The sequence below is a fragment of the Natronolimnohabitans sp. A-GB9 genome, assembly GCF_030848565.1.
GTDB lineage: Archaea > Halobacteriota > Halobacteria > Halobacteriales > Natrialbaceae > Natronolimnohabitans.
Genome location: NZ_JAVDDV010000013.1, coordinates 51,877 through 70,651, shown reverse-complemented (window position 1 = coordinate 70,651; position 18,775 = coordinate 51,877). Strand labels below are relative to the sequence as shown.

18 protein-coding genes are annotated in these 18,775 nt (G+C 64.6%); 6 read left to right on the top strand and 12 right to left on the bottom strand.

What is annotated here, in order from left to right; all coding sequences use genetic code 11:
• Nucleotides 1-216 precede the first annotated feature (216 nt).
• The 4 genes from RBH26_RS15400 to RBH26_RS15385 all read right to left on the bottom strand — a co-directional run bounded on the left by RBH26_RS15400 (nucleotide 217) and on the right by RBH26_RS15385 (nucleotide 4,588).
• Nucleotides 217-642, bottom strand: a complete 426-nt coding sequence (locus RBH26_RS15400; protein ID WP_306759266.1) for a universal stress protein — start codon at nucleotides 640-642, stop codon at nucleotides 217-219.
• 48 nt (nucleotides 643-690) lie between these two features.
• Nucleotides 691-1,872, bottom strand: coding sequence for an inorganic phosphate transporter (locus tag RBH26_RS15395; RefSeq protein ID WP_306759265.1), 1,182 nt, complete (start codon nucleotides 1,870-1,872; stop codon nucleotides 691-693).
• A 162-nt stretch (nucleotides 1,873-2,034) separates the two neighbouring features.
• Nucleotides 2,035-2,424: a hypothetical protein gene (locus RBH26_RS15390; RefSeq protein WP_306759264.1), complete on the bottom strand. Its 390-nt coding sequence runs from the start codon at nucleotides 2,422-2,424 to the stop codon at nucleotides 2,035-2,037.
• A gap of 307 nt (nucleotides 2,425-2,731) precedes the next feature.
• The gene (locus RBH26_RS15385; protein WP_306759263.1) at nucleotides 2,732-4,588 is read right to left on the bottom strand and encodes an SLC13 family permease; all 1,857 of its coding nucleotides are present in this window, start codon (nucleotides 4,586-4,588) and stop codon (nucleotides 2,732-2,734) included.
• 183 nt (nucleotides 4,589-4,771) lie between these two features.
• Here RBH26_RS15385 and hisA point away from each other — a divergent pair, with 183 nt between their 5' ends.
• A complete protein-coding gene (hisA, locus tag RBH26_RS15380; protein WP_306759262.1) occupies nucleotides 4,772-5,506 on the top strand; it encodes a 1-(5-phosphoribosyl)-5-[(5-phosphoribosylamino)methylideneamino]imidazole-4-carboxamide isomerase in 735 nt (244 codons plus the stop codon).
• A gap of 7 nt (nucleotides 5,507-5,513) precedes the next feature.
• On the opposite strand, the gene RBH26_RS15375 is transcribed toward hisA, so the two are convergent.
• Together RBH26_RS15375 and RBH26_RS15370 are read right to left on the bottom strand one after the other, a co-directional pair.
• Complete coding sequence (locus RBH26_RS15375) at nucleotides 5,514-7,043, bottom strand: TrkH family potassium uptake protein (RefSeq protein WP_306759261.1); 1,530 nt, start codon at nucleotides 7,041-7,043, stop codon at nucleotides 5,514-5,516.
• A 77-nt stretch (nucleotides 7,044-7,120) separates the two neighbouring features.
• Nucleotides 7,121-7,405, bottom strand: coding sequence for a hypothetical protein (locus tag RBH26_RS15370; protein ID WP_306759260.1), 285 nt, complete (start codon nucleotides 7,403-7,405; stop codon nucleotides 7,121-7,123).
• A gap of 301 nt (nucleotides 7,406-7,706) precedes the next feature.
• Between RBH26_RS15370 and hisB the strand changes: the two genes are divergently transcribed.
• Nucleotides 7,707-8,294 carry an imidazoleglycerol-phosphate dehydratase HisB gene (gene hisB / locus RBH26_RS15365; RefSeq protein WP_306759259.1) on the top strand — a complete coding sequence of 196 codons (588 nt, stop codon included), beginning with the start codon at nucleotides 7,707-7,709 and terminating at the stop codon, nucleotides 8,292-8,294.
• 39 nt (nucleotides 8,295-8,333) lie between these two features.
• On the opposite strand, the gene RBH26_RS15360 is transcribed toward hisB, so the two are convergent.
• Nucleotides 8,334-9,035, bottom strand: coding sequence for a hypothetical protein (locus tag RBH26_RS15360; RefSeq protein ID WP_306759258.1), 702 nt, complete (start codon nucleotides 9,033-9,035; stop codon nucleotides 8,334-8,336).
• A 197-nt stretch (nucleotides 9,036-9,232) separates the two neighbouring features.
• Here RBH26_RS15360 and RBH26_RS15355 point away from each other — a divergent pair, with 197 nt between their 5' ends.
• Nucleotides 9,233-9,736 carry an amino acid-binding protein gene (locus RBH26_RS15355; protein WP_306759257.1) on the top strand — a complete coding sequence of 168 codons (504 nt, stop codon included), beginning with the start codon at nucleotides 9,233-9,235 and terminating at the stop codon, nucleotides 9,734-9,736.
• A gap of 82 nt (nucleotides 9,737-9,818) precedes the next feature.
• On the opposite strand, the gene RBH26_RS15350 is transcribed toward RBH26_RS15355, so the two are convergent.
• Nucleotides 9,819-10,250: a hypothetical protein gene (locus RBH26_RS15350; RefSeq protein WP_306759256.1), complete on the bottom strand. Its 432-nt coding sequence runs from the start codon at nucleotides 10,248-10,250 to the stop codon at nucleotides 9,819-9,821.
• A gap of 105 nt (nucleotides 10,251-10,355) precedes the next feature.
• Between RBH26_RS15350 and RBH26_RS15345 the strand changes: the two genes are divergently transcribed.
• Nucleotides 10,356-10,985: a YigZ family protein gene (locus tag RBH26_RS15345; RefSeq protein WP_306759255.1), complete on the top strand. Its 630-nt coding sequence runs from the start codon at nucleotides 10,356-10,358 to the stop codon at nucleotides 10,983-10,985.
• A gap of 51 nt (nucleotides 10,986-11,036) precedes the next feature.
• Here the strand turns inward: RBH26_RS15345 and RBH26_RS15340 are convergent, their stop codons facing one another.
• The 4 genes from RBH26_RS15340 to RBH26_RS15325 all read right to left on the bottom strand — a co-directional run bounded on the left by RBH26_RS15340 (nucleotide 11,037) and on the right by RBH26_RS15325 (nucleotide 16,223).
• A complete protein-coding gene (locus tag RBH26_RS15340) occupies nucleotides 11,037-11,894 on the bottom strand; it encodes a hypothetical protein (protein WP_306759254.1) in 858 nt (285 codons plus the stop codon).
• 81 nt (nucleotides 11,895-11,975) lie between these two features.
• Nucleotides 11,976-14,705: a TRAP transporter fused permease subunit gene (locus RBH26_RS15335; RefSeq protein ID WP_306759253.1), complete on the bottom strand. Its 2,730-nt coding sequence runs from the start codon at nucleotides 14,703-14,705 to the stop codon at nucleotides 11,976-11,978.
• Between the two features lie 9 nt (nucleotides 14,706-14,714).
• Entirely contained in the window at nucleotides 14,715-15,239 is a 525-nt protein-coding gene (locus RBH26_RS15330) for a DUF1850 domain-containing protein (protein ID WP_306759252.1), read from the bottom strand.
• Nucleotides 15,240-15,272: 33 nt separating this feature from the next.
• On the bottom strand, nucleotides 15,273-16,223 hold the full coding sequence (locus RBH26_RS15325; RefSeq protein ID WP_306759251.1) for a TAXI family TRAP transporter solute-binding subunit: 951 nt from the start codon (nucleotides 16,221-16,223) through the stop codon (nucleotides 15,273-15,275).
• 162 nt (nucleotides 16,224-16,385) lie between these two features.
• On the opposite strand from RBH26_RS15325, the gene RBH26_RS15320 reads away from it, so the two are divergent.
• The gene (locus tag RBH26_RS15320; RefSeq protein WP_306759250.1) at nucleotides 16,386-18,494 is read left to right on the top strand and encodes a S9 family peptidase; all 2,109 of its coding nucleotides are present in this window, start codon (nucleotides 16,386-16,388) and stop codon (nucleotides 18,492-18,494) included.
• A gap of 59 nt (nucleotides 18,495-18,553) precedes the next feature.
• On the top strand, nucleotides 18,554-18,751 hold the full coding sequence (locus RBH26_RS15315; protein ID WP_306759249.1) for a DUF2892 domain-containing protein: 198 nt from the start codon (nucleotides 18,554-18,556) through the stop codon (nucleotides 18,749-18,751).
• Nucleotides 18,752-18,775: the final 24 nt, after the last annotated feature.

The window sequence follows — 18,775 nt, the reverse complement described above, 5'->3', positions numbered from 1 at the left end:
CGACGGATGGTATACCGCCGTTCGTAAATAAGCAAGGGAATCCGAGATACTCTCTATCCGATAGGTGTACGCTACCGGTCCGGTTGCCTCCGGCTCCATGTATCCGCTCTCGAGTTGATCGAGATCCGACGGACGCGCCCTCGAACGATCGTCGACTCGGGTCGTCTCGGAACGTGATCTCCAGGATCCACGATGGAATGAGGCGTGACTTCCGGTTTACCGGACAACGACGACCGGCACCGGAGACCGGCGAAATACCTTCTCTGCGACGTTGCCGACGAAGACCCGATCGGCGATACTCCCGCCGTGGCTGCCGATCACGACCGTCTCGTGGTCGGCGGCGCTGCCGACGATGGCGCGAACCGGATGCCCGAGTTCGACCTCGGTGTCGAGATCGACATCGGCGTCCGCGTCCGTCGCAATTTCGCGAGCGCGTTCGAACACCTCCGCTGCGTGTTCGTTGGCCGCCTCTTCGAGGTCGTCGGCCAGCGCGAGTCCCGTCGCTCCCGCCCACATCGACGACGGTTCCCCGACCACGTGGAGGACAGTGATGTCGGCCTCTGGAAACACCTCGAGTGCGTACTCGAGAGCCCGTTCGCTCATTTCCGAACCGTCCATGGGAACGAGGACGTCGTCGACCATACGCGACTTCCTACGCCGATCGGAATAAGCGCGGGGGTGGCCGTCGGATTAGAGCCCGAAGATCGGCACGAACCGGAACGTCGCGTACGCGCCGATCGTCGCGATGGCCGGGACGACGTTTTGCATGAGAACCACGCGGGCCGTCGTCGCCGGGTCGAACAGATCCGACGCTTTCGGGATCCGCTCGGGTTCTTCCTCCTCGCCGATCGGCGGGAGCTCCTCGCCCTCTCGATCCTCGGACAGGGCACCGACCGAAACCGGTGCCGACTCCTCACCACGGACGGCCTCGCCGACCGTCATCGGTCGGGTCGCCCGACCCCAGCCGAGACCGATGATACACATCGTCGCGATGATGACGAAACTCGCGGGGATACCGATCGCGGAGAGAAAGATGACCAGCGTGGCGCTGACCGTCGCGGTGACGATTGCCGCCGTCAGCGGGAGTTCAGTGAGTTCGTTACCCATCGTCTCGAGGGTCCGGCGTGCGATCGTGAACGTCCCGATGCCGACCGCGAGACAGCCGATGATGATCGCGGGGTTCATCTCGAGTTCGCCGCTGCCGACCAGCGGCGCGACCGCGTTCGCGATGTTCGAGGTTCCCGAACTGTAGGCCATCAGACAGCCGATGGCGACCACCATCACCACGCCGCCGACTTCGCGCAGGTTCGTGGTGTCGGTCAGAGCCGGCGTCGGAACGATCCCGGAGCGATCGATCTCGAAGAGTGGACCCTCGCTTCGTTCCATCGCGATCCGCCGATTGAGTGCGGCGTAGAAGTAGCGGCCGATCACCAGCGAGACCCAGAAGCCGATAAACGGCGAGACGATCCACCAGATCGCGATTTCGCCCATGACTGCCCAGTTGAGCTCGCCGGCTGCGAGGGCAAGTCCCGCGATCGACCCGACGGCCGTCATCGACGTCGAGGCGGGCACGCCGAAGACGTTCCCGACGAACAGCGCGACGCCGATGAAAAAGAGGACGCCGACGCTCGCCTCGAGCGTGAAGACGCCGGGATCGTGAACGAGGTCCCGCCCGAGGGTGTCGACGACACGTCGACCGATCGTCCACGCGCCGACGAAAAAGAAGACCGTCATTAACGCACCGGCTGCGGTCTTCGAGATTGCGTCGGCACCGACGGCCGGCCCGAACGCGGGGCCGGTCGTCGCGCCGCCGATGTTGTAGCCGACGAAGATCGCAACGAGGATCCCGATGAGAAGCAGCGTCGAAATCATCCGTGGATACAAGCTGTACGCCGGTGTTCGTGAGAGTCGCTTCGCGTCGTCTGGGACGCACCCACTGGTGTCGTTTGGCATCTCGCGGGCCGTAAATCGAGAGCCGGGCGTCTTCGTCCGCCTGATTGCGGGTCGAATGGTGATCGTCGACCGCTGCCGATTTCAACCGTCTGACTTATCTTCCGTCTCATCTGTCACCGTTTCCTCGAGTAGTTCCTCGATTTCGTCCTCGCGTGGCCGGCGATCGATCCGCTGATCGACGGTCTCGATCTGTTCCTGGACTGTCTCGACCTGTTCGCCGACCGTCTCCTCGACGGTCTGTTCGACCTGTTGGCCGACGGTTTCTTCGACCGTCTCCTCGACCGTCTGGGTCATCCAGTCGGGGTCGAACCGGGCCATCTTCCAGACGACGTGTAACGCGTACGAAATCAGCACACCCAGCCCAAACGCGACCCCGACCAGCGTTCCGACTGAGACGATCAGGACGATCGAGACGAAAATCAGGACGCCGTAGCCGAGATCGATGATTGCGTCGACGCGACGCGGGTTCATCGCTCGAGTGACCCCTCCGAGACGATTGTGAATCCACTTCGGACTCGATCGCGACCCGCACTCATGATATAGCGTCAGTTCACCACACCGTGTGAAATGAGTTTGGTACGCAAAAGTTACTGTTTTCTTGTGGTGATCCCTCTCATTCGGAACAGGATCGTCCCAACGGAGGAACGATCCTCTCGAGCGAACGCCGTTCATACTGTTGGACAGCACGAGTCGACGATCGGTCGCGCGACTGCGGCCGTCCCGCGGGTGACGGCCGCGCGTTCGCGACCGACGTCTCACTGACTGCTGTCCGACAGTATCAGATGCCCCAGATGACCGCGATGCCGACGACGGTGACGATCGAGAGGATCAACTGCAGCGGCGCACCGACCCGGAAGTAGTCGGTAAAGCGGTAGCCGCCGGGGCCGTAGACGAACAGGTTCGTCTGGTAGCCGACCGGACCCAGAAACGCCGTGCTGGCGGCGAAGGTGACTGCCATGACGAACGCGAACGGATTCGACCCGATCGCCGCGGCCGCGGCCGCGGCCACCGGGAGCAACAGGACGACGCTCGCGTTGTTGCTGATCATCTCCGTGATCAAGCCCGTCACGATGTAGAACAGCCACAGCACTACGAGTGTCGGCAGGAAGCCGGCCGTCTCGACAACTAAGAAGGCGAGGTAGGCCGCAGCGCCTGACTGCTCGAGGGCGACGCCCAGCGGAATCACGCCTGCCAGCAGGAAGATGATGTCCCACTCGACGGCGTCGTACAGTTCGTTTGGCTTGAGGACGCCCGTGACAACCATCGCGACGACGCCTGCAAGCGCCGATATCAGGATCGGATAGAACTCGAGGGCGGCGATCGCGACGACGCCGATCATGATCGTGACGGCGATCGGCGCCTTGTCCGACCGGTACCCCGGTCGGGGCGGTTCGCGAGCGACGATCACGTCGTCGCGCCGCGAGAGCCGGTCGAGGGTATCGGGCGGCGCCTGAACCAGTAGCGTGTCCCCGACGTCGAGCCGGCGGCCGACGATCCGGTCGCCGACGAGCGACCCCCGGCGTCGGAGCCCGAGTACGGCTGCGCCGAACTCCTCGCGGAACGATTCGGGATCGAGTCGCTCGCCGACGAGCCGGGAGTCCAGCGAGACCACGAGTTCGGTGATGATGCCCGTCTCCTCGCCGGTCGCCAGTTCGGCATCGGAGCGAGGATCGCCGACCAGTTCGAGGCCCGTGACGCCCTCGAGCATCGTGATCGCGTCGCGGTCGGTCCGGACGACAAGGACGTCGCCCTCCGCAAGGTGAGTTCCACGCCGTGGGGCGACCGACCGCTCTTCGTCGCTGACGACCTGTACGATGTCGATCTCGTCGCCGAGCCGGTCGGTCGCGTCTCCGACGGTCGACCCTACGAACGGCGAGCCGGGGACGACGGCCACGTCCGCCACGTAGTCGCCGACGTCGTACTCCTCAACGTAGTCGGGCCGCGCGGGGACGCGTTCGGGAATGAGGTAGTGGCCGACGAAGATCAGATAGAGCGCGCCGACGATGACGACGATCGCGCCCAGCTGGGTGAACTCGAACATCGAGAACCGGTGGAGTTCGGGGTAGTCGGCGCCCAGTCGGGCACTGACGTCGCTGGCGAGGATGTTCGTCGACGTGCCGATGAGCGTGAGCATGCCGCCGACCTGTGAGGCGTACGACAGCGGGATCAGCAGTTTCGAGGGCGAGGTGTTCCCGCGGTTGGCGACGTCGGTGACGACCGGGACGAGCAACGCGACGACGGGCGTATTGTTCAGAAAGCCGGAGACCGGACTAGTCGCGACGACGGTCGCGAACAGCTGCTTGCGGATATTACCACCGGCGAAATTCGCCATCCATCGGCCGAGTTCCTGGACGAGGCCTGTACGGGCAATGCCACCGCTCAGGATCAACATCGCCAGCACCGTGATCGTCGCGTCGTTTGCGAAGCCGGAGATCCCCGTTTCGGGATCGACTCCTGTCCATGGCTCTAAGACGACGAGGATCACGATCAGCAGGATCGCCGTAACGTCGATCGGCAGCCGTTCGGTCACGAACAACACCATCGCAAGCGCGACGACGCCGAAGACGACCAGCATGTCGGTCGTCAGTTCGGGCCGGGTCGCTGGTCCCTGGGCGAGCACGGCGAGAGCCAGCATCTACTGTCACGGTCCACACTGTCCCGGCCCGTAATTGCTCTGCACGAGCGCCGAACTGTAACGACTCGAGAACCGTCGTCCGTGGACGAATCGGTGTGATCGTCCGGGCGACCGAACGCGGACACGGACGTGACGTCGACCCGAAACGGTGGCTTTACGCGCCCGTCGCGTCTCCCTCCAGCCATGAGCGCGTTTCCGGAGTTCGAAGTAATTCCCGCCGTCGACGTCCAGGACGGTGAGGTCGTCCAGCTCGTCCAGGGCGAGCGCGGCACCGAGAAGACCTACGGCGATCCCGTCGAGGCCGCCGAACGATGGATCGACGCGGGTGCGGAGTCGCTGCATCTCGTCGATCTCGACGGTGCCTTCGAAGGCGAGCGAGCAAACGACGACGCTATCGACGCCGTCGTCGAGACCGTCGACGTTCCCACCCAACTCGGCGGAGGTATTCGTACCGCCGACGGCGCAATCGAGTTGCTCGAGCGCGGCGTCGACCGCGTCATCCTCGGCACGGCAGCGGTAGAGAACCCCGACATCGTCGCGGAGATCAGCGACGAACACCCCGATAGTGTCGTCGTCAGCCTCGACGCGAAAGACGGCGAGGTCGTCGTCGAGGGCTGGACCGAAGGCGCGGGGGTTTCGCCCGTCGAGGCGGCCGAGCGGTACGAGGAGCTGGGGGCAGCAGCGATTCTGTTTACGAACGTCGACGTCGAAGGCCAACTCGAGGGCGTGGCCACCGAGCCGGTTCGCGAACTGGTCGACGCGACCGAGATTCCCGTGATCGCAAGCGGTGGGGTAGCGACCCTCGAGGACGTGCAGGCTCTCGAGGAGGCCGGTGCAGCAGCCGTCGTCGTCGGAAGCGCCCTGTACGAAGGCGAGTTCTCGCTTGAGGACGCCCAGGCTGTGGTCGGCGGTCAGTAGTCTCGCACTACGAACGCCAGAACGCCGGTGTCAGGAGCACGAGCACGGGAAGGATCTCGATACGGCCGACCCACATCATTGCGATCATGACACTGCGGGTGGTGATGGGGAAGCCGGCGTAGTTGTCCATCGGGCCGGCCATCCCGAACGCAGGGCCGATGTTGAGAAAGATCGAGGCGGAGGCACCGAGCGCTTCGAATTCGGTGACGGCCGTACTGGCGCGGGCGGCGTCGACGACGACGAAGACGGTCAGCAGGAAGAAGATGACGATCGCCAGCAGGACGTAGGCGTAGATATCCCGGATCGTCCCCTCGTCGACCACGTCGTTGCCGAGTCGAATCGGCCGGACGGCCTCGGGGTGGATCGAGGTAAAGAGACTGCGCCGAAACGCTTTCAGCGCTACCAGCCAGCGCAGGGACTTGATCGAACAGGTCGTCGATCCGGCCATCCCACCGAGGAACATACAGAGAAACAGCATGTGGGTCGCGCCAGTCGACCAGAGCGCGAAGTCCGTCGAGGCATACCCCGTCGTCGTCACCAGCGAGACCACGTTGAACAGCCCGTGTCTGAGCGTCTCCTCGAGGCTTTTCTCGATCGCCGGATCCATCCACAGAATGGTCGCGACGATCGCGCCGATCGCAGCCATGACGCCGATGTAGAAGCGAAACTCCTCGGACTCGAGGAGTTGGCGAGTCTCTCCCTGAGTCACGTAGTACAGCAGGACGAAGTTGGTCGCCCCGAGGATCATAAACGGCATCACGGCCCACTGGACGATCGGTTCGAACGCGCCGATGCTCTCGCCCTCCGGTGAGAATCCCGCGGTGGCGACGCTTGTCAGCGCATGGGAGACGGCGTTGAATAGGTCCATATTGGGCGCAACTCCGAGCAAGTACAACGCGTAGAACGTCACTGCAGCGAGTACCGTGACGCCGACGTACAGCCCCCAGATGAGCCGTGCGGTCTCGTCGATGTGGGGCCGGAGTTTGCGGACGTTTCGCGACTGGCTCTCGGTCTCCATCAGCTGTGCGCCACCGACCATCAGATTCGAGAGCAAGCCGATCGCGACGATCAGGATTCCCAGCCCGCCGAGCCACTGGATCAACTGGCGCCAAAGCAGGATCGCGCGGGACTGATTCTCGAAGTCCCAGCCGCTCATCACCGTCGCTCCTGTCGTCGTCAGTCCGCTCATGCTCTCGAACTGTGCGTTGACGAGGCCGCCGATGGGCCCGGAGAACGCAGACGCCGCCGGGGCACCGAACCCGACGATGTAGAACGGAATCCCGCCGATGACGCCGACGCCGAGCCAGGTCAGCGCGACCATCAGAAACGCCTCGCGCTGTCCCAGCTCCCGGTCGTCGGTCAGTCGCTCGAGGGCGACGCCGACGACGGCCGTAACGACGATCGCGGCCAGAAACGGCAGCGGATCGTCACCGTCGACGATCGCCAGCACGAACGGCACGGCAAGTGGCACGGCGAGCCACTTCAGGACCGTCCCGGTCAGGCTACAACTCGAGCGCCAGTCGACGCGTATCTGCATCTGTTATCCGTCCCTGCGAGAGGGGACGCATTAATCGGTTCGGAACCGACACGTGACCGGCGTTTCGCTCGAGACCGTCAGCCGTGACCGACGTCCCGCTTGTAGCCGTGCCCGACGTAGAGTGCACAGGCGTTGACGACGAGCAAGACCAGAAACGCGAGGGTGGTCTGTGGATCCCCGAGTCCCTGTGCCAAAAGCGGGAGATGAACGAACGGCAGCGCGATGGCACTCCAAAACGAGACGAACTGCAGGGGACCCTTAAGTGAACGGCGGAGGGCGGAAACGAATCGGCTCGATCGTCGATCCGCGTCGGATCTCGACGGACCGACCGATTCGTTCGAGAGTGGGGAGGGATTGGACATCGACTCGTTACCTCGTCTTGAAAGAGACATTCGCTCGAGACGATATATAATACCCCGAATATTGGCCCGTTTTCGGCTCATTTCACTCGTACAATCGGACCGATACCGTGTTTCGAAACGTCCTTAGATGGCCGGAAAAATTTTATCAAGGCATATGAGGCGATCGTTCGGTCTCTTCCACCGTCTGGCCGCGACGCACCCAAGAGCCACGGTCGAGGGGAACGGCGGCCACAGAATCGCGTCGATCGCACCGTCGCTGGCGAGCGCAACCGCCTTGTACTGGCGGTCCCATCGACGTGACATGAGCGAGCGAACGGCGACGCTGACGCGTGAGACGGGCGAGACGTCGATCGAGTGTACGCTGTCGGTCGACGGAACTGGAACGGCCGACGTCGACACCGGAATCGGCTTTTTCGACCACATGCTGACGTCGTTCGCCAAACACGGGCTGTTCGACCTCGAGGTCGACTGCGACGGCGACCTGGAGATCGACGACCACCATACGGTCGAGGACGTCGCGATCGTCCTCGGCGAGGCGTTCGACGAGGCCCTTGGTGATCGGTCGGGAATCGTCCGGTATGCCGATCGGAAGGTCCCACTCGACGAGGCCGTCGCCGGCGCCGTCGTCGACGTCAGCGGCCGGCCCCGGTTTTACTTCGACGGCGAGTTCTCACAGGCCCAGATCGGCGACTTTACGAGCGACATGGCCCGCCACTTCGGCGAGTCGCTGGCGATGAACGCCGGCCTGACCGTCCACCTCGAGGTCGAGGGCGAGAACGCCCACCACGAGGTCGAGGCGCTGTTCAAGACGCTCGCGCGGACGCTCGACGACGCGACCCGAATCGACGAGCGTCGTGAGGGAACGCCGAGTACGAAAGGGACGTTGTAATCGGGTCGACGCTGCGAACTGCCGCTTTCCCTGTCCGTATCAGGGCCGTCGCAACTGTCCTCTTTTCTCGACGAACTCGCCCTGTTCGATCGCGTGCTCGATGATCGCGTCGACCTCGTCGGCCTCGAGGTCGTAGGCGCCGGCAGCCAGGCTCTCGACGGCACCGCGCTCCATCGGGAACTCCCGGTTGCGAAGCAGGCGGACGACCTTCCCGTACGCGTTCGACGGCGGTGTTCCGGTGTTTGCAGCGGTCGACTCGTCGGTCGACTCGTCGGTCGACTCGCCGCTCGAGTCGGGAGCGTCGGTGTTCGTCGCTCGGTCGTCCGTGACGTCAGCGTCGGCGTCGGACCCGTCCGTCTCCGACTCGTCGCCGTCTGCTGTCGGTTCGGAACGGTCGAACGTGATCCCTCCCTCGAGTCCCGCGTCGGTCGTCGCGTCCTGTGACCGGTTTCGGGTCGCGTCGTCCGTCGAGGCGACGACGGTTCCGCTCCCGGAGTCGCCGGTCGTCGTCCCGTCGGTGTAACTCTCGGCCCCGTCGTCGGCCGACTCCGTCTCGCTTTCGTTATCGGCGCCGACGCGTTCGAGCAACGGCTCGAGAAGCGTTCCGAGTCGCTCCTTGCAGTCGGAACAGAGGACGACGCGTCGCTGTTCGGCCTCGGTCGGCTCGAGTGTCGCCGGGAGAACAGCGAACGTGCCGACGGCGTCGTCGCCACAGAAGTCACAACGTCGCAGTTCGCGCATAGGTCATCGTTCCAAACGGATCGTCAAAAATCGTCCGTCATACGGTCTGCTGTCGTCACTGCCCGCCGATCGCCGACCCCGCCCTGGCGATCGGCGGGCATTCGGTACAGCAGTCCGTATCTGACATGGGCAGTAGCGTCGCCGAAGCGGCCCGATCACCGGAAATTATACGCGGGCCCGCGTACATCCGCCACCGAATGTTCGACGAAATAATGGAGAAGTTCGAGGGCTCACCGAGCCAGCAGGCGGTCATCCGGCTGCTGTTGGAACGCGGGTTCTCCGTCAACGACGACGGCCGGGTCGTCTCCGGCGGTATCGAGATCCCGAACACGGGGATCGCCCGCGAGATCGGCGTCGACCGGCGCGTCGTCGACTCGACGACCGACGTCATCCTCGACGACCCCGAGCTGCGGCAGATCTTCCAGAACATCTCACAGGTTCCGAGCCTGATGGATCTGGCGCCGGTGTTAGATCTGACGGTGCTTACGGTCACGCCCGACGACGCCGACCAGAAGGGGATCGTCGCGGAGATTACCGGGACGTTAGCCGACCACGACATCTCGATCCGCCAGACGATCAGCGAGGATCCGGAGTTCACCGACGAGCCGAAACTCTACCTGATCACCGACCAACACCTCCCCGGCGAAGTGATCACCGAGATTCGTGATCTCGAGTTCGTCAGGAAGATCGAACTCCAGTAGCGCCATCAGACGAACTGCTGTACCGATCTCACACCGTCGTGCGGGGTCGGCGATCGGCGTGCAGTGACGACAGCAGTTCGTATCAATCCGGGCCGTCCCCGCTACCCGCCGCCTCGTCGGCGTACCTGTCGAGGACGGACTCGAGGGCAGTCGTCAGCTCTTTGAATCGGTCGATCGACATGTCGTCGGTCGTCACCCAGACGCCGTGTGGCCCGCGAATGATGCGAGTAAGATACCCGTTTTCGAACATCCGAATGGTCGCCTGATACTCGCCGAGTTGGGTGTTCCGGTAGGCCGACTGGGAGTGAAAGCCGCGTCGTTCGTGTTCGGCGAACCCGACGAGGTCGGCCGTTCGATCGAGATCCGAACGGAGATACACCTGGTCGACGACTTCGTCGTCGAAGTACGTGATGCTCCGGAGTTCGTCGCCGACCGTCGTTCGGCAGACGCTGAGCAGTTCCTCGGCGAACGTCGGATCGATGGCGTCGGTTTCGATGTCGGTCTCGTCGCCCATGTTCCCAGCCACCACACCATCATTCAAGAGCGTATGGGATGAGACAAATGGGACGTCGATCGGAGGACCGACGCGCTCTTTTCGCCGGCGAGCGTACCGAAGACAGTGAGCGAGGACGCCGTAAGCGAAACGTATCGAACCGTCGCGGAGCCGGCGACCGCCGAGTTCGTCGTCCAGGGCTCGGAGTTTATCGGCCACGTCCGGCCGGTCGAATCGGTCGACGCTGCCGAATCGTTCGTCGCGACCGTCAGCGAGGAGTACGACGACGCCACCCACAACGTCCCCGCCTATCGCGTACGGACCGGTGGCCCCGACAGCGGTCAGTTCCTCCGGGAGTACTCGAGCGACGACGGCGAGCCGTCCGGCTCGGCAGGAAAGCCGGCGTTGAACGTCCTCACCCAGCAGGAGATCGAGAACTGTGCGGTCGTCGTCACGCGCTACTACGGCGGGACGAACCTCGGCGTCGGCGGTCTGGTCCGGGCCTACTCGCGTGCGGTCAAAGAGGCCGTCGCGGCAGCTGGCGTCGTCGAGGAACGACCCCACGAACGCGTCTCGGTCACCGTCGACTACGACGACTCCGGCACCGTTCGGGGGATCCTCGAGAGCGAAGGCTACGAGTTCGAGGCCGACTATCAGGCCGACGTCTCTTTCGAGGTGCGAGTCCCGCTGGCGGAGGCCGAGTCGTTGCGCGACCGACTGCGAAGCGCGACCAGCGGCCGGGCCGAACTGGAGTGAGACGGACCGCTTCTGTGAGGTCGCCGACGACCGATACGCAGGGCTCGTCGACTACCGGCCACCGATCGCCAGCACCCGCTCGTCGACCGCCTCGAGGACGGCCTCGGGATCCTCGAGTTCGTCACGCTCGAAGCGAACGTCGCCCAGCCCGCGGTCGAGGACGAGTTCGTCCCCGCGAAGACGGACGTGATCGACGTCGGCCCACGGGACGAACGTCTTCGTGTAGGGCTGTCGTTTGACGAGTCCCGACTCGTAACACTGGAGTTCACAGCGATCGCGTCCGGGGCCAAACGGCCAGCGGCCTTCGGCGAGACAGCTCGCGACCCAGCCGCTACCGATCACCAGCCAGAACAGCGCCTCGAGCCAGGTTCCAGTGACGGCGTTGGCAAGGGCGAGCAACACCCACATTCCGGCGAGGAACAGATCGAGGGCAACGGAGCCGGACGGCTCCCATCGCCACGTCTCATCGGGATCGCCGGGCGTGACCGCGTCGACGTAGCGGTTCCCGGCCAGTTGCGAGAGGACGTGACCCGTCGCGACGACGAGCACTGCAGACAGTAGCGCGACGCGCCCAGCGGGTGACTCGAGGGGGACGAGCCAGAGACCGACGAAGACGACCGACGGGAGGACGAGTGCGAGTCGTCGGACGAGCGTCCGACCGAGGCGGACGGGGAGGAGCGGATCGACCTGTGAAATCACAGCGCCACCGACGAACCCGGCGAGGAACCCACCTGTGTACGTCTCCACGAGGCCGACCGGCCAGTCGTCGATTAGGGCGGCAATCGTCGCGGCGGTGCCGGCCAGGAGCACGCCGCCGTAAACGGCGACGGCGAGCTGGAAGACACGATCGGAGGGGGCGGCGTCGCCGCCGTCGAGTGACGCCGGATCGACCGGAGTTCGTGTTGACACGACCGGGAGAAGATTCGCAACCGACAAAATTCTAACGAGTGTCCGTCTCGTCGAAGCGGGAAATCGGTACGGCAGTCCGTCTCAGGCCTCGCTCGGCGTCGGGGTGCTCACGGCAGGTTCGCCTTGCTCGTCGCTTTCACCGCCCTTGTTGGCCCGCGAGCGGTTGTAGTAGGAGAGTCCGACGAGCATCACCAGACCGATCGCACGCAGCGAGACGGTGATCGCAAACGTCGTCAGCGTCGTATCGAGGCCGGCAGCGGTCGCCGCCCCCTCGGCGATCAGCAGGGGAATCTCCGGCACCATCAGCAGGACCGAGGCGACGGAGTACAGCGCCCGTTCGGTGGGGAACACTTCCGAGTACTGGTAGCCGATGATCGTCACGCCCAGCGCGTAGACGCCGAGGAACATCCCGGCGACGGGAATCAGGACGTCCGGGACGAAGAAGCCGAGATCGGTGACGGACTCCCAGCCGATGACGCTCCATCCCTCGGGCCCGTCTCGCATCATGAGGATACCTGGCGAGAAGACGAACGCGAACGGGACCAGGATCTTGTTCAGCGAGAGCAAGAACGCGATCGTCGCGGTCTTGAGTTCGTCGGCCTTCGCGACGCCGGCTCCGGCGAAGGCGGCGACGGCGACCGGCGGCGTGACGTCCGCCATCAGGCCGAAGTAGAGGATAAAGAGGTGACCGGCGAGGATCGCGATCCCGGCACCCTCGATCGGCGTCTGGAGCATCGCGACCAGGATGATGTACATCGCCGTCGTCGGCATCCCCATCCCGAAGATGATCGAGGCGAAGCCGGTCAAGACGAGCAAGAGGAGCGTCGACCCACCACTGACGGCATCGATGAGCGCCGCGAGGTTCGGACCGAGCCCGGAGACGCTGATGACACCGGGGACGACGCCGGCGGCGGCGACGGCGACGACGACGGTCGTCGCGGTCCGCGCACCGGAGTCCATCGACTTCCCGACGAACGCCGCGTACTGATACGCGCGACTCGAGGCCAGTCCGGGACGGCCGATCGCCGTTGCGGTCCGGGTGGCGGCCTCGTCGACGTCGTCGTCGAAGTCGAGCAGTGGCGCGTCGCCACGTGGCTGTGTGAGCAGGAACGCGAGACTGACGAGGATCGCGATCGCACCGAGGTCCGAGACCGCCGCGGTCGCCGCGCCGGTGATCGAGTAGGCTTCGGCGGCAGTGCCGGCACCCGCAGCCGCCTGAAGCGCCTCGAGGACGCCCCCGCCGGTGACTGCGTAGGACGTCGCCTGGGCGAGATACAGCACGCCGATCGTACCGAGCAGCGGCACGCGCGTGCGTTCGTTGTAGGCGGCGACGACGGCCAGCAAGGCGATCATGGCGACGATCGTGTACCAGCCGGCGCGGTTGATCGAGAACCGGGCGATCACGAGGAAGTACAGCAACAGACCGATCGGGAGCAGGTAGAACCAGCCGGATCGAAGCGCGGCGATCGGATCCGGAAGCTGGGATCGCGGAAGCCCGCCGATACCGCCGCGAACCGCCTCGAAGTGGACCATCACCCACATTCCGAAGAAGAACGCGAGTGCAGGCAGCGTGGCGGCGATGATGACGTCCGCGTACGCCGTCCCGGTAAACTCGACGATGAGGAACGCGGCAGCGCCCATCACCGGTGGGAGCATCTGTCCGCCCGACGAGGACGACGACTCGACGGCGCCGGAGAACTCGGGGGAGTAGCCCGCCCGCTTCATCAGCGGGATGGTGAACGCGCCCGTCGTCACCGTGTTGGCGATCGACGAGCCGCTGAGCATCCCCATAAAGCCACTCGAGGCGACGCCCGCTTTGGCCGGACCGCCGCGTTTCGTGCCGGTCAGCGAGTAGGCCAGGTCGATGAACCACTTGCCGGCGCCGCTCATCTCGAGGAACGCCCCGAAGAGGATGAAGATGAAAATAAAGCGAACGCTGACAGTGACGGGCGTGCTCATGATCCCGGCTTCGGTGATATACCAGAGGTTGTAGACGATGTTCCCCCAGCTTTCGGCTGGAATCGAGAGGGCGCCGATCGCGGAGTCACTGGGAACCAGATATCCCCAGCGCGCGTAGGCGATAAACAGCGACACCAGAGACATGAGCAACAGACCGAGCGTCCGTCGGGTCGCCTCGAGCACCAGCAGGATGCCGAGGATGCCAAGCAGGAAGCCGTAGGAGACGTCGTCGATCGGGATCCCGACGGCTGCGATGGCCATGACGATCGGCTCGAGGACCGGGTAGACCTCGTGGATCGGACGGACGCCCTGAATGCCAAACAGCGACATCTGCTGGACCTCGCTGTACTCGGTCAGCGTATAGTAGGCGGGAAGCAGCGAGAGGACGATCAACACGACGTCGAGTGGCGTCACGCGACGCAGGTCGGGATCGATCGCCGCCCAGCGGACGCCGTCGCCGACTCGTTCGACGAGCCGAGTCAGACCGCTATCGGGGCCGAACCGCTCGCGGACCGCGGGCTCGATCGCTCCGAGCCGCCTGGCGACGAACCCGTCGCCCCGGCTCGCGGGGAACAGCAGAAACGCAAGGACCAGCGCGAACGTGACGTGGATCGTGTTGACCTGGAGTTGCTGGAGCGAGCCGAGATCGAGTTCGCCGAGCATCGGGAGCGTCACGGCGAAGGTGTAGCTGCGGGCGGCGATCCACAACTGGAACGCCGAGAACGTGATCGCGATCAACGCGACGAGCGCGGCGATCGCGCCACGGTGGCTCCGGCTTCGCTCGACCTCCTGTAAGATCTCGTCCTGTTCCTCGTCCGAGAGTGTGTCAGTGTCGCGGTTGTCTACGCTCATAACTAGGAATCATTGAATGGGTTGTGAAGAACTGCTGTCGAGTTGCAACTGGACGGGGAGACGATCCGTCAGTCGCCGTTCGGTGACCGAGATGACGACCGATCCGTCGGCCATCGCGACCAGATCGTGGCGTTCGCCGTCGACGACGAGTTCGTGTCCGGCGATCGAACCCGGTGCGACGATTACCTCCTCGTAGGTGTCGTTTACCGGATAGACGAACCCCTCGTCGGTCCGCTCGATGCGGTCGTCGGTGGGTAACCCGGCACCGTGGGAGTGAAACACCATCCGTTCCATCCGAAGTGTCGTCCCGTCGACGACGTAGACGTCCTCGACCGGCGTCCGTTCGACGCTGTGTGTATACGAGAGGGTGACGTCCGTGCCGTCGTCGACCGGCTCCTCGAGTAGCCGCTCACCGGTGTCGGCGTCGGCGACGACGAGCGTCCGCTCTCCCTGCACGACGGGGATCGCGACTGCCGTCGCTACCAGTGCGACGAGAACGATAACGACGACGTACCGGTGAAGCGGTCGATGCACGATCGGAGTCAGTCGGCTGTCCCGAGCCGAAGGTTAGTCGAGATACGCCTCGGCACCGGGGTGGAGGTCGATCGGCATCCCGTCCTGTGCGGAGTCGACGTCGATGAACTCCTCTTTCTGGGAGACGTCGTCGAGGTTCTCGAAGATCGCCTCGGTCACTGCCTCGACGACGGCTTCGTCGACGCCCTCGTGGGTGGCGATCATTGCCTGAACCGACACCGTTTCCACGTCGCTCTCGACGCCGTCGTAGGTGTCGGCGGGAACCGTGTCCTCGGCGAACCACTCGGCGTCGTCCATGACGTCCTCACGCGTGTCGCCAGCGATCTCGACCAGCGAGATGTCGGTGTTCGTCGCGAGGTTCTCGACCGAGCCGGCTGGCCAACCAGCGACGACGAACGCGGCGTCGGCGTCGCCGTCCTGGATCTGGTCGGCTGCCGTATCGAAGTCCGCGTTCTGTTCGTCGAAGTCGTCTTCTTCGATACCCGCCGTCTCGAGGATCTGGAGGGCGTTGAGTTGCGTTCCGCTGCCGGGAGCACCGGTGACGACCGTCTGTCCCTCGAGGTCTTCGACGGTCTCGATCCCCGAACCGGCCTGGGTGATGACGTGGATCGTCTCCGGGTACAGCGACGCGACCCCACGGAGGTTCGTCATTTCTTCGTCTCCGAGTTCGTCGATCCCGACACCGGTGTACGCGAAGTGAGCGACGTCGTTTTGGATCAGCGCGAAGTCGGCTTCCTCCCGGAAGAGATTGCCGACGTTCTCGAGGCTCGCTCCAGTCGACTGCACCTGCAGCGTGTACTCCGTCTCCCCGTCGACGATCGTCTTGAAGTCACTGGACAGGGGGTAGTAGGTTCCGCCCTGGCCGCCGGCGTGCCACGAGAGGTTGCTTTCATCACCGTCTCCACCGAGGCAGCCGGCCAGGCCGGCGACCCCAGCGGCGCCGCTCAGTGCGATGAAATTCCGCCTATTGATATGTCCAACCATACCCGCCTTTTACCCACAGTATGTTAATAGCTGCTTCGATATCCGTTACGCTTGTCAACAAGTCACTGATTTCAAGTAATGTACTATTATTCGAATTAAAATCGATGGACGACGTGCCGGTCGAAGCAAAACCCTTTCGGGTGTTGACACGGCTCACATCACATGAACGAAATCAGCGCGGCCGATTACGACGAGCTCCGGTTCGTTTCGGAGCCGCGACTCTCGCCGGACGACGAGCGCGTCGCGTTCGTAGTGCGGACTGCTGACGACGAGGAATCGGACACGGCGTCGGTGTTCGTCGTTCCCGTCGGTGGCGACGAGCCCGTACAGTTCACCACAAGCGACGGCGTCGACGAACAGCCCCGGTGGAGCCCCGATGGCGACTGGCTCGCGTTCGTCAGCACCCGCGGGGAAGGCGAGCGCAAACAGCTCTGGCTCGTCCCCACCGACGGTGGCGAGGCGCGACGACTCACGTCGGTCGTCGGTGGTGTCGACGACCTCGAGTGGAGCCCCGACGGCTCGAAACTGTGTGTTACCCAGCAGGTACGTGCGGCCGACCGCGAGGAAAGCCGTGATTACGCAGTCGATCCCGACACGGAACGCGACGATCCGGATCCTCGCGTGATCGATCGCCTGCTCTACCGGAGCGATGGGGCGTACTTCGACGGCGATCGACGGCACGTCTACGTTCTTTCGGTCGCGGACGCACTCGAGGCCGACGTGACCGACCCCGACGACGTCGATCATCTGCGCCGACTGACCGATGGCGACGCGGACTACGTCGCACCCACGTGGGGCGACAGCGGGACGGTCTACTACGCCACGAAGACCGGCGACGTCCCCGACGACTCGCTGACGTACGAGCTGTACGAACACGACCTCGAGTCGGATACCGCTACGGTGGTTACGGAGACGGCGGGCTGGCTCGAGTCGGGATCGATCGATGCGACGACGGACGGCCGCATCGCCTTCGAGTACACGCCCGAGGACCGAGCGTCGATGCGTGGGACTCAGATTCGCGTCCACGACCGCGAGAGCGGCGACGAGTGGACGCCGACCGAGTCACTCGATCGCACGATCGGCCACCGCTGTGGGTTCGAGTGGGCACCCGACGACGAGACGATCTACTTCACGACACCCGACGAGGGCGCACGCGTCTGCTGGTCGGTGCCGGGCGACGGAAGCGCCGAGCCGACGATGGTCTACGGTGATGGCGTCGACATCACCGACTTCTCGGTCGGCGAGAACGCCGTCGCCTACGCCTACAGCGAGTGGGACCACCCTGGCGACGTCTTCGTCACGACCCGCGGCGGCAACGAGCCCCATCGACTGACGCGAGTCAACGACGCGTATCTGGCCGATCGACCGGTTCGCCAGCCCGAGGAAGTGTGGTTCGAAAGCGACGGTGAGTCGATCCAGGGCTGGCTCCTCACGCCACCCGCGTTCGACGCCGACGCCTCGCCGGGCGAAACGTATCCGCTCGTCGTCGAGATCCACGGTGGGCCACACGCCCACTGGACGACCGCGGGGACGATGTGGCACGAGTTCCAGACGCTCGCCGCGCGAGGGTACGTCGTCTTCTGGTGCAATCCGCGGGGGTCGACGGGCTACGGCGAGGACCACGCGATGGCCATCGAACGCGACTGGGGGCCGGCCACGTTGACCGACGTTCTCGCCGGCGTCGAAACCGCCTGCGAACGCGAGTTCGTCGATTCCGAGGAGGTCTTCGTCACCGGTGGCAGCTTCGGCGGCTACATGGCGGCGTGGGCGGTCACACAGACGGATCGGTTCGAGGCGGCCGTCGCACAACGGGGGCTCTACGACTTCACCGGCTTCTACGGCTCGACGGACGCGTTCAAACTTCTCGAGGGTGACTACGGGACGACACCCTGGGAGGAGCCCGACCGCCTCCAGGAGCACTCGCCTGTAGCTCACGTCGAGAACGTCGACACGCCGACGCTCGTACTGCACGCCGACCGGGATTACCGAACGCCTGCCAACACCGCCGAACTGTTCTACCGCGGCCTGCAGAAACACCGTGTCGACAGTCGCCTCGTCCGCTACCCGCGGGAAGGACACGAACTCTCCAGATCGGGTGAGCCGGCCCACGTCGTCGACCGTATCGAGCGCATCGTCCGCTGGTTCGACGGCTACTCCGACCACCACGAGGTGCCGCCAGCACTCGAGCGCGCTCCCGATGCGGGGCTCTCGAGTGGGGACGGCGACTCGGACGATCACGGCGGTCCTTCGGGCGACGGCCAGACGGAGTGATGCTGCCGGACAGTATGGGCAGGGAAACGCCTACGGAAACGACGCCCGTCCAACCACATATGGACAGAAACGTCGGCGGATTCGACCGGATACTGCGTGTCGTCCTCGGGATCGCCCTGCTGCTGTTTGGCTACCGCAACCGGGACCGAACTGTCGGCACGCTCGCGTTCGTCGCCGGCAGCGATATTTTCGCGACGGCGATCATCCAGCGCTGTCCACTCAATGCGGTGTTCGGAATCGACACCTGCAGTGAGTAGGACGATCCGCCTCGACTCCGGACA

Excerpts from the sequence above, each read along its gene's own strand:
- RBH26_RS15400 (WP_306759266.1), bottom strand. The coding sequence starts at position 642 with ATGGTCGACGACGTCCTCGTTCCCATGGACGGTTCGGAAATGAGCGAA.
- RBH26_RS15395 (WP_306759265.1), bottom strand. The coding sequence starts at position 1,872 with ATGATTTCGACGCTGCTTCTCATCGGGATCCTCGTTGCGATCTTCGTC.
- RBH26_RS15390 (WP_306759264.1), bottom strand. The coding sequence starts at position 2,424 with ATGAACCCGCGTCGCGTCGACGCAATCATCGATCTCGGCTACGGCGTC.
- RBH26_RS15385 (WP_306759263.1), bottom strand. The coding sequence starts at position 4,588 with ATGCTGGCTCTCGCCGTGCTCGCCCAGGGACCAGCGACCCGGCCCGAA.
- hisA (WP_306759262.1), top strand. The coding sequence starts at position 4,772 with ATGAGCGCGTTTCCGGAGTTCGAAGTAATTCCCGCCGTCGACGTCCAG.
- RBH26_RS15375 (WP_306759261.1), bottom strand. The coding sequence starts at position 7,043 with ATGCAGATACGCGTCGACTGGCGCTCGAGTTGTAGCCTGACCGGGACG.
- RBH26_RS15370 (WP_306759260.1), bottom strand. The coding sequence starts at position 7,405 with ATGTCCAATCCCTCCCCACTCTCGAACGAATCGGTCGGTCCGTCGAGA.
- hisB (WP_306759259.1), top strand. The coding sequence starts at position 7,707 with ATGAGCGAGCGAACGGCGACGCTGACGCGTGAGACGGGCGAGACGTCG.
- RBH26_RS15360 (WP_306759258.1), bottom strand. The coding sequence starts at position 9,035 with ATGCGCGAACTGCGACGTTGTGACTTCTGTGGCGACGACGCCGTCGGC.
- RBH26_RS15355 (WP_306759257.1), top strand. The coding sequence starts at position 9,233 with ATGTTCGACGAAATAATGGAGAAGTTCGAGGGCTCACCGAGCCAGCAG.
- RBH26_RS15350 (WP_306759256.1), bottom strand. The coding sequence starts at position 10,250 with ATGGGCGACGAGACCGACATCGAAACCGACGCCATCGATCCGACGTTC.
- RBH26_RS15335 (WP_306759253.1), bottom strand. The coding sequence starts at position 14,705 with ATGAGCGTAGACAACCGCGACACTGACACACTCTCGGACGAGGAACAG.
- RBH26_RS15325 (WP_306759251.1), bottom strand. The coding sequence starts at position 16,223 with ATGGTTGGACATATCAATAGGCGGAATTTCATCGCACTGAGCGGCGCC.
- RBH26_RS15320 (WP_306759250.1), top strand. The coding sequence starts at position 16,386 with ATGAACGAAATCAGCGCGGCCGATTACGACGAGCTCCGGTTCGTTTCG.
- RBH26_RS15315 (WP_306759249.1), top strand. The coding sequence starts at position 18,554 with ATGGACAGAAACGTCGGCGGATTCGACCGGATACTGCGTGTCGTCCTC.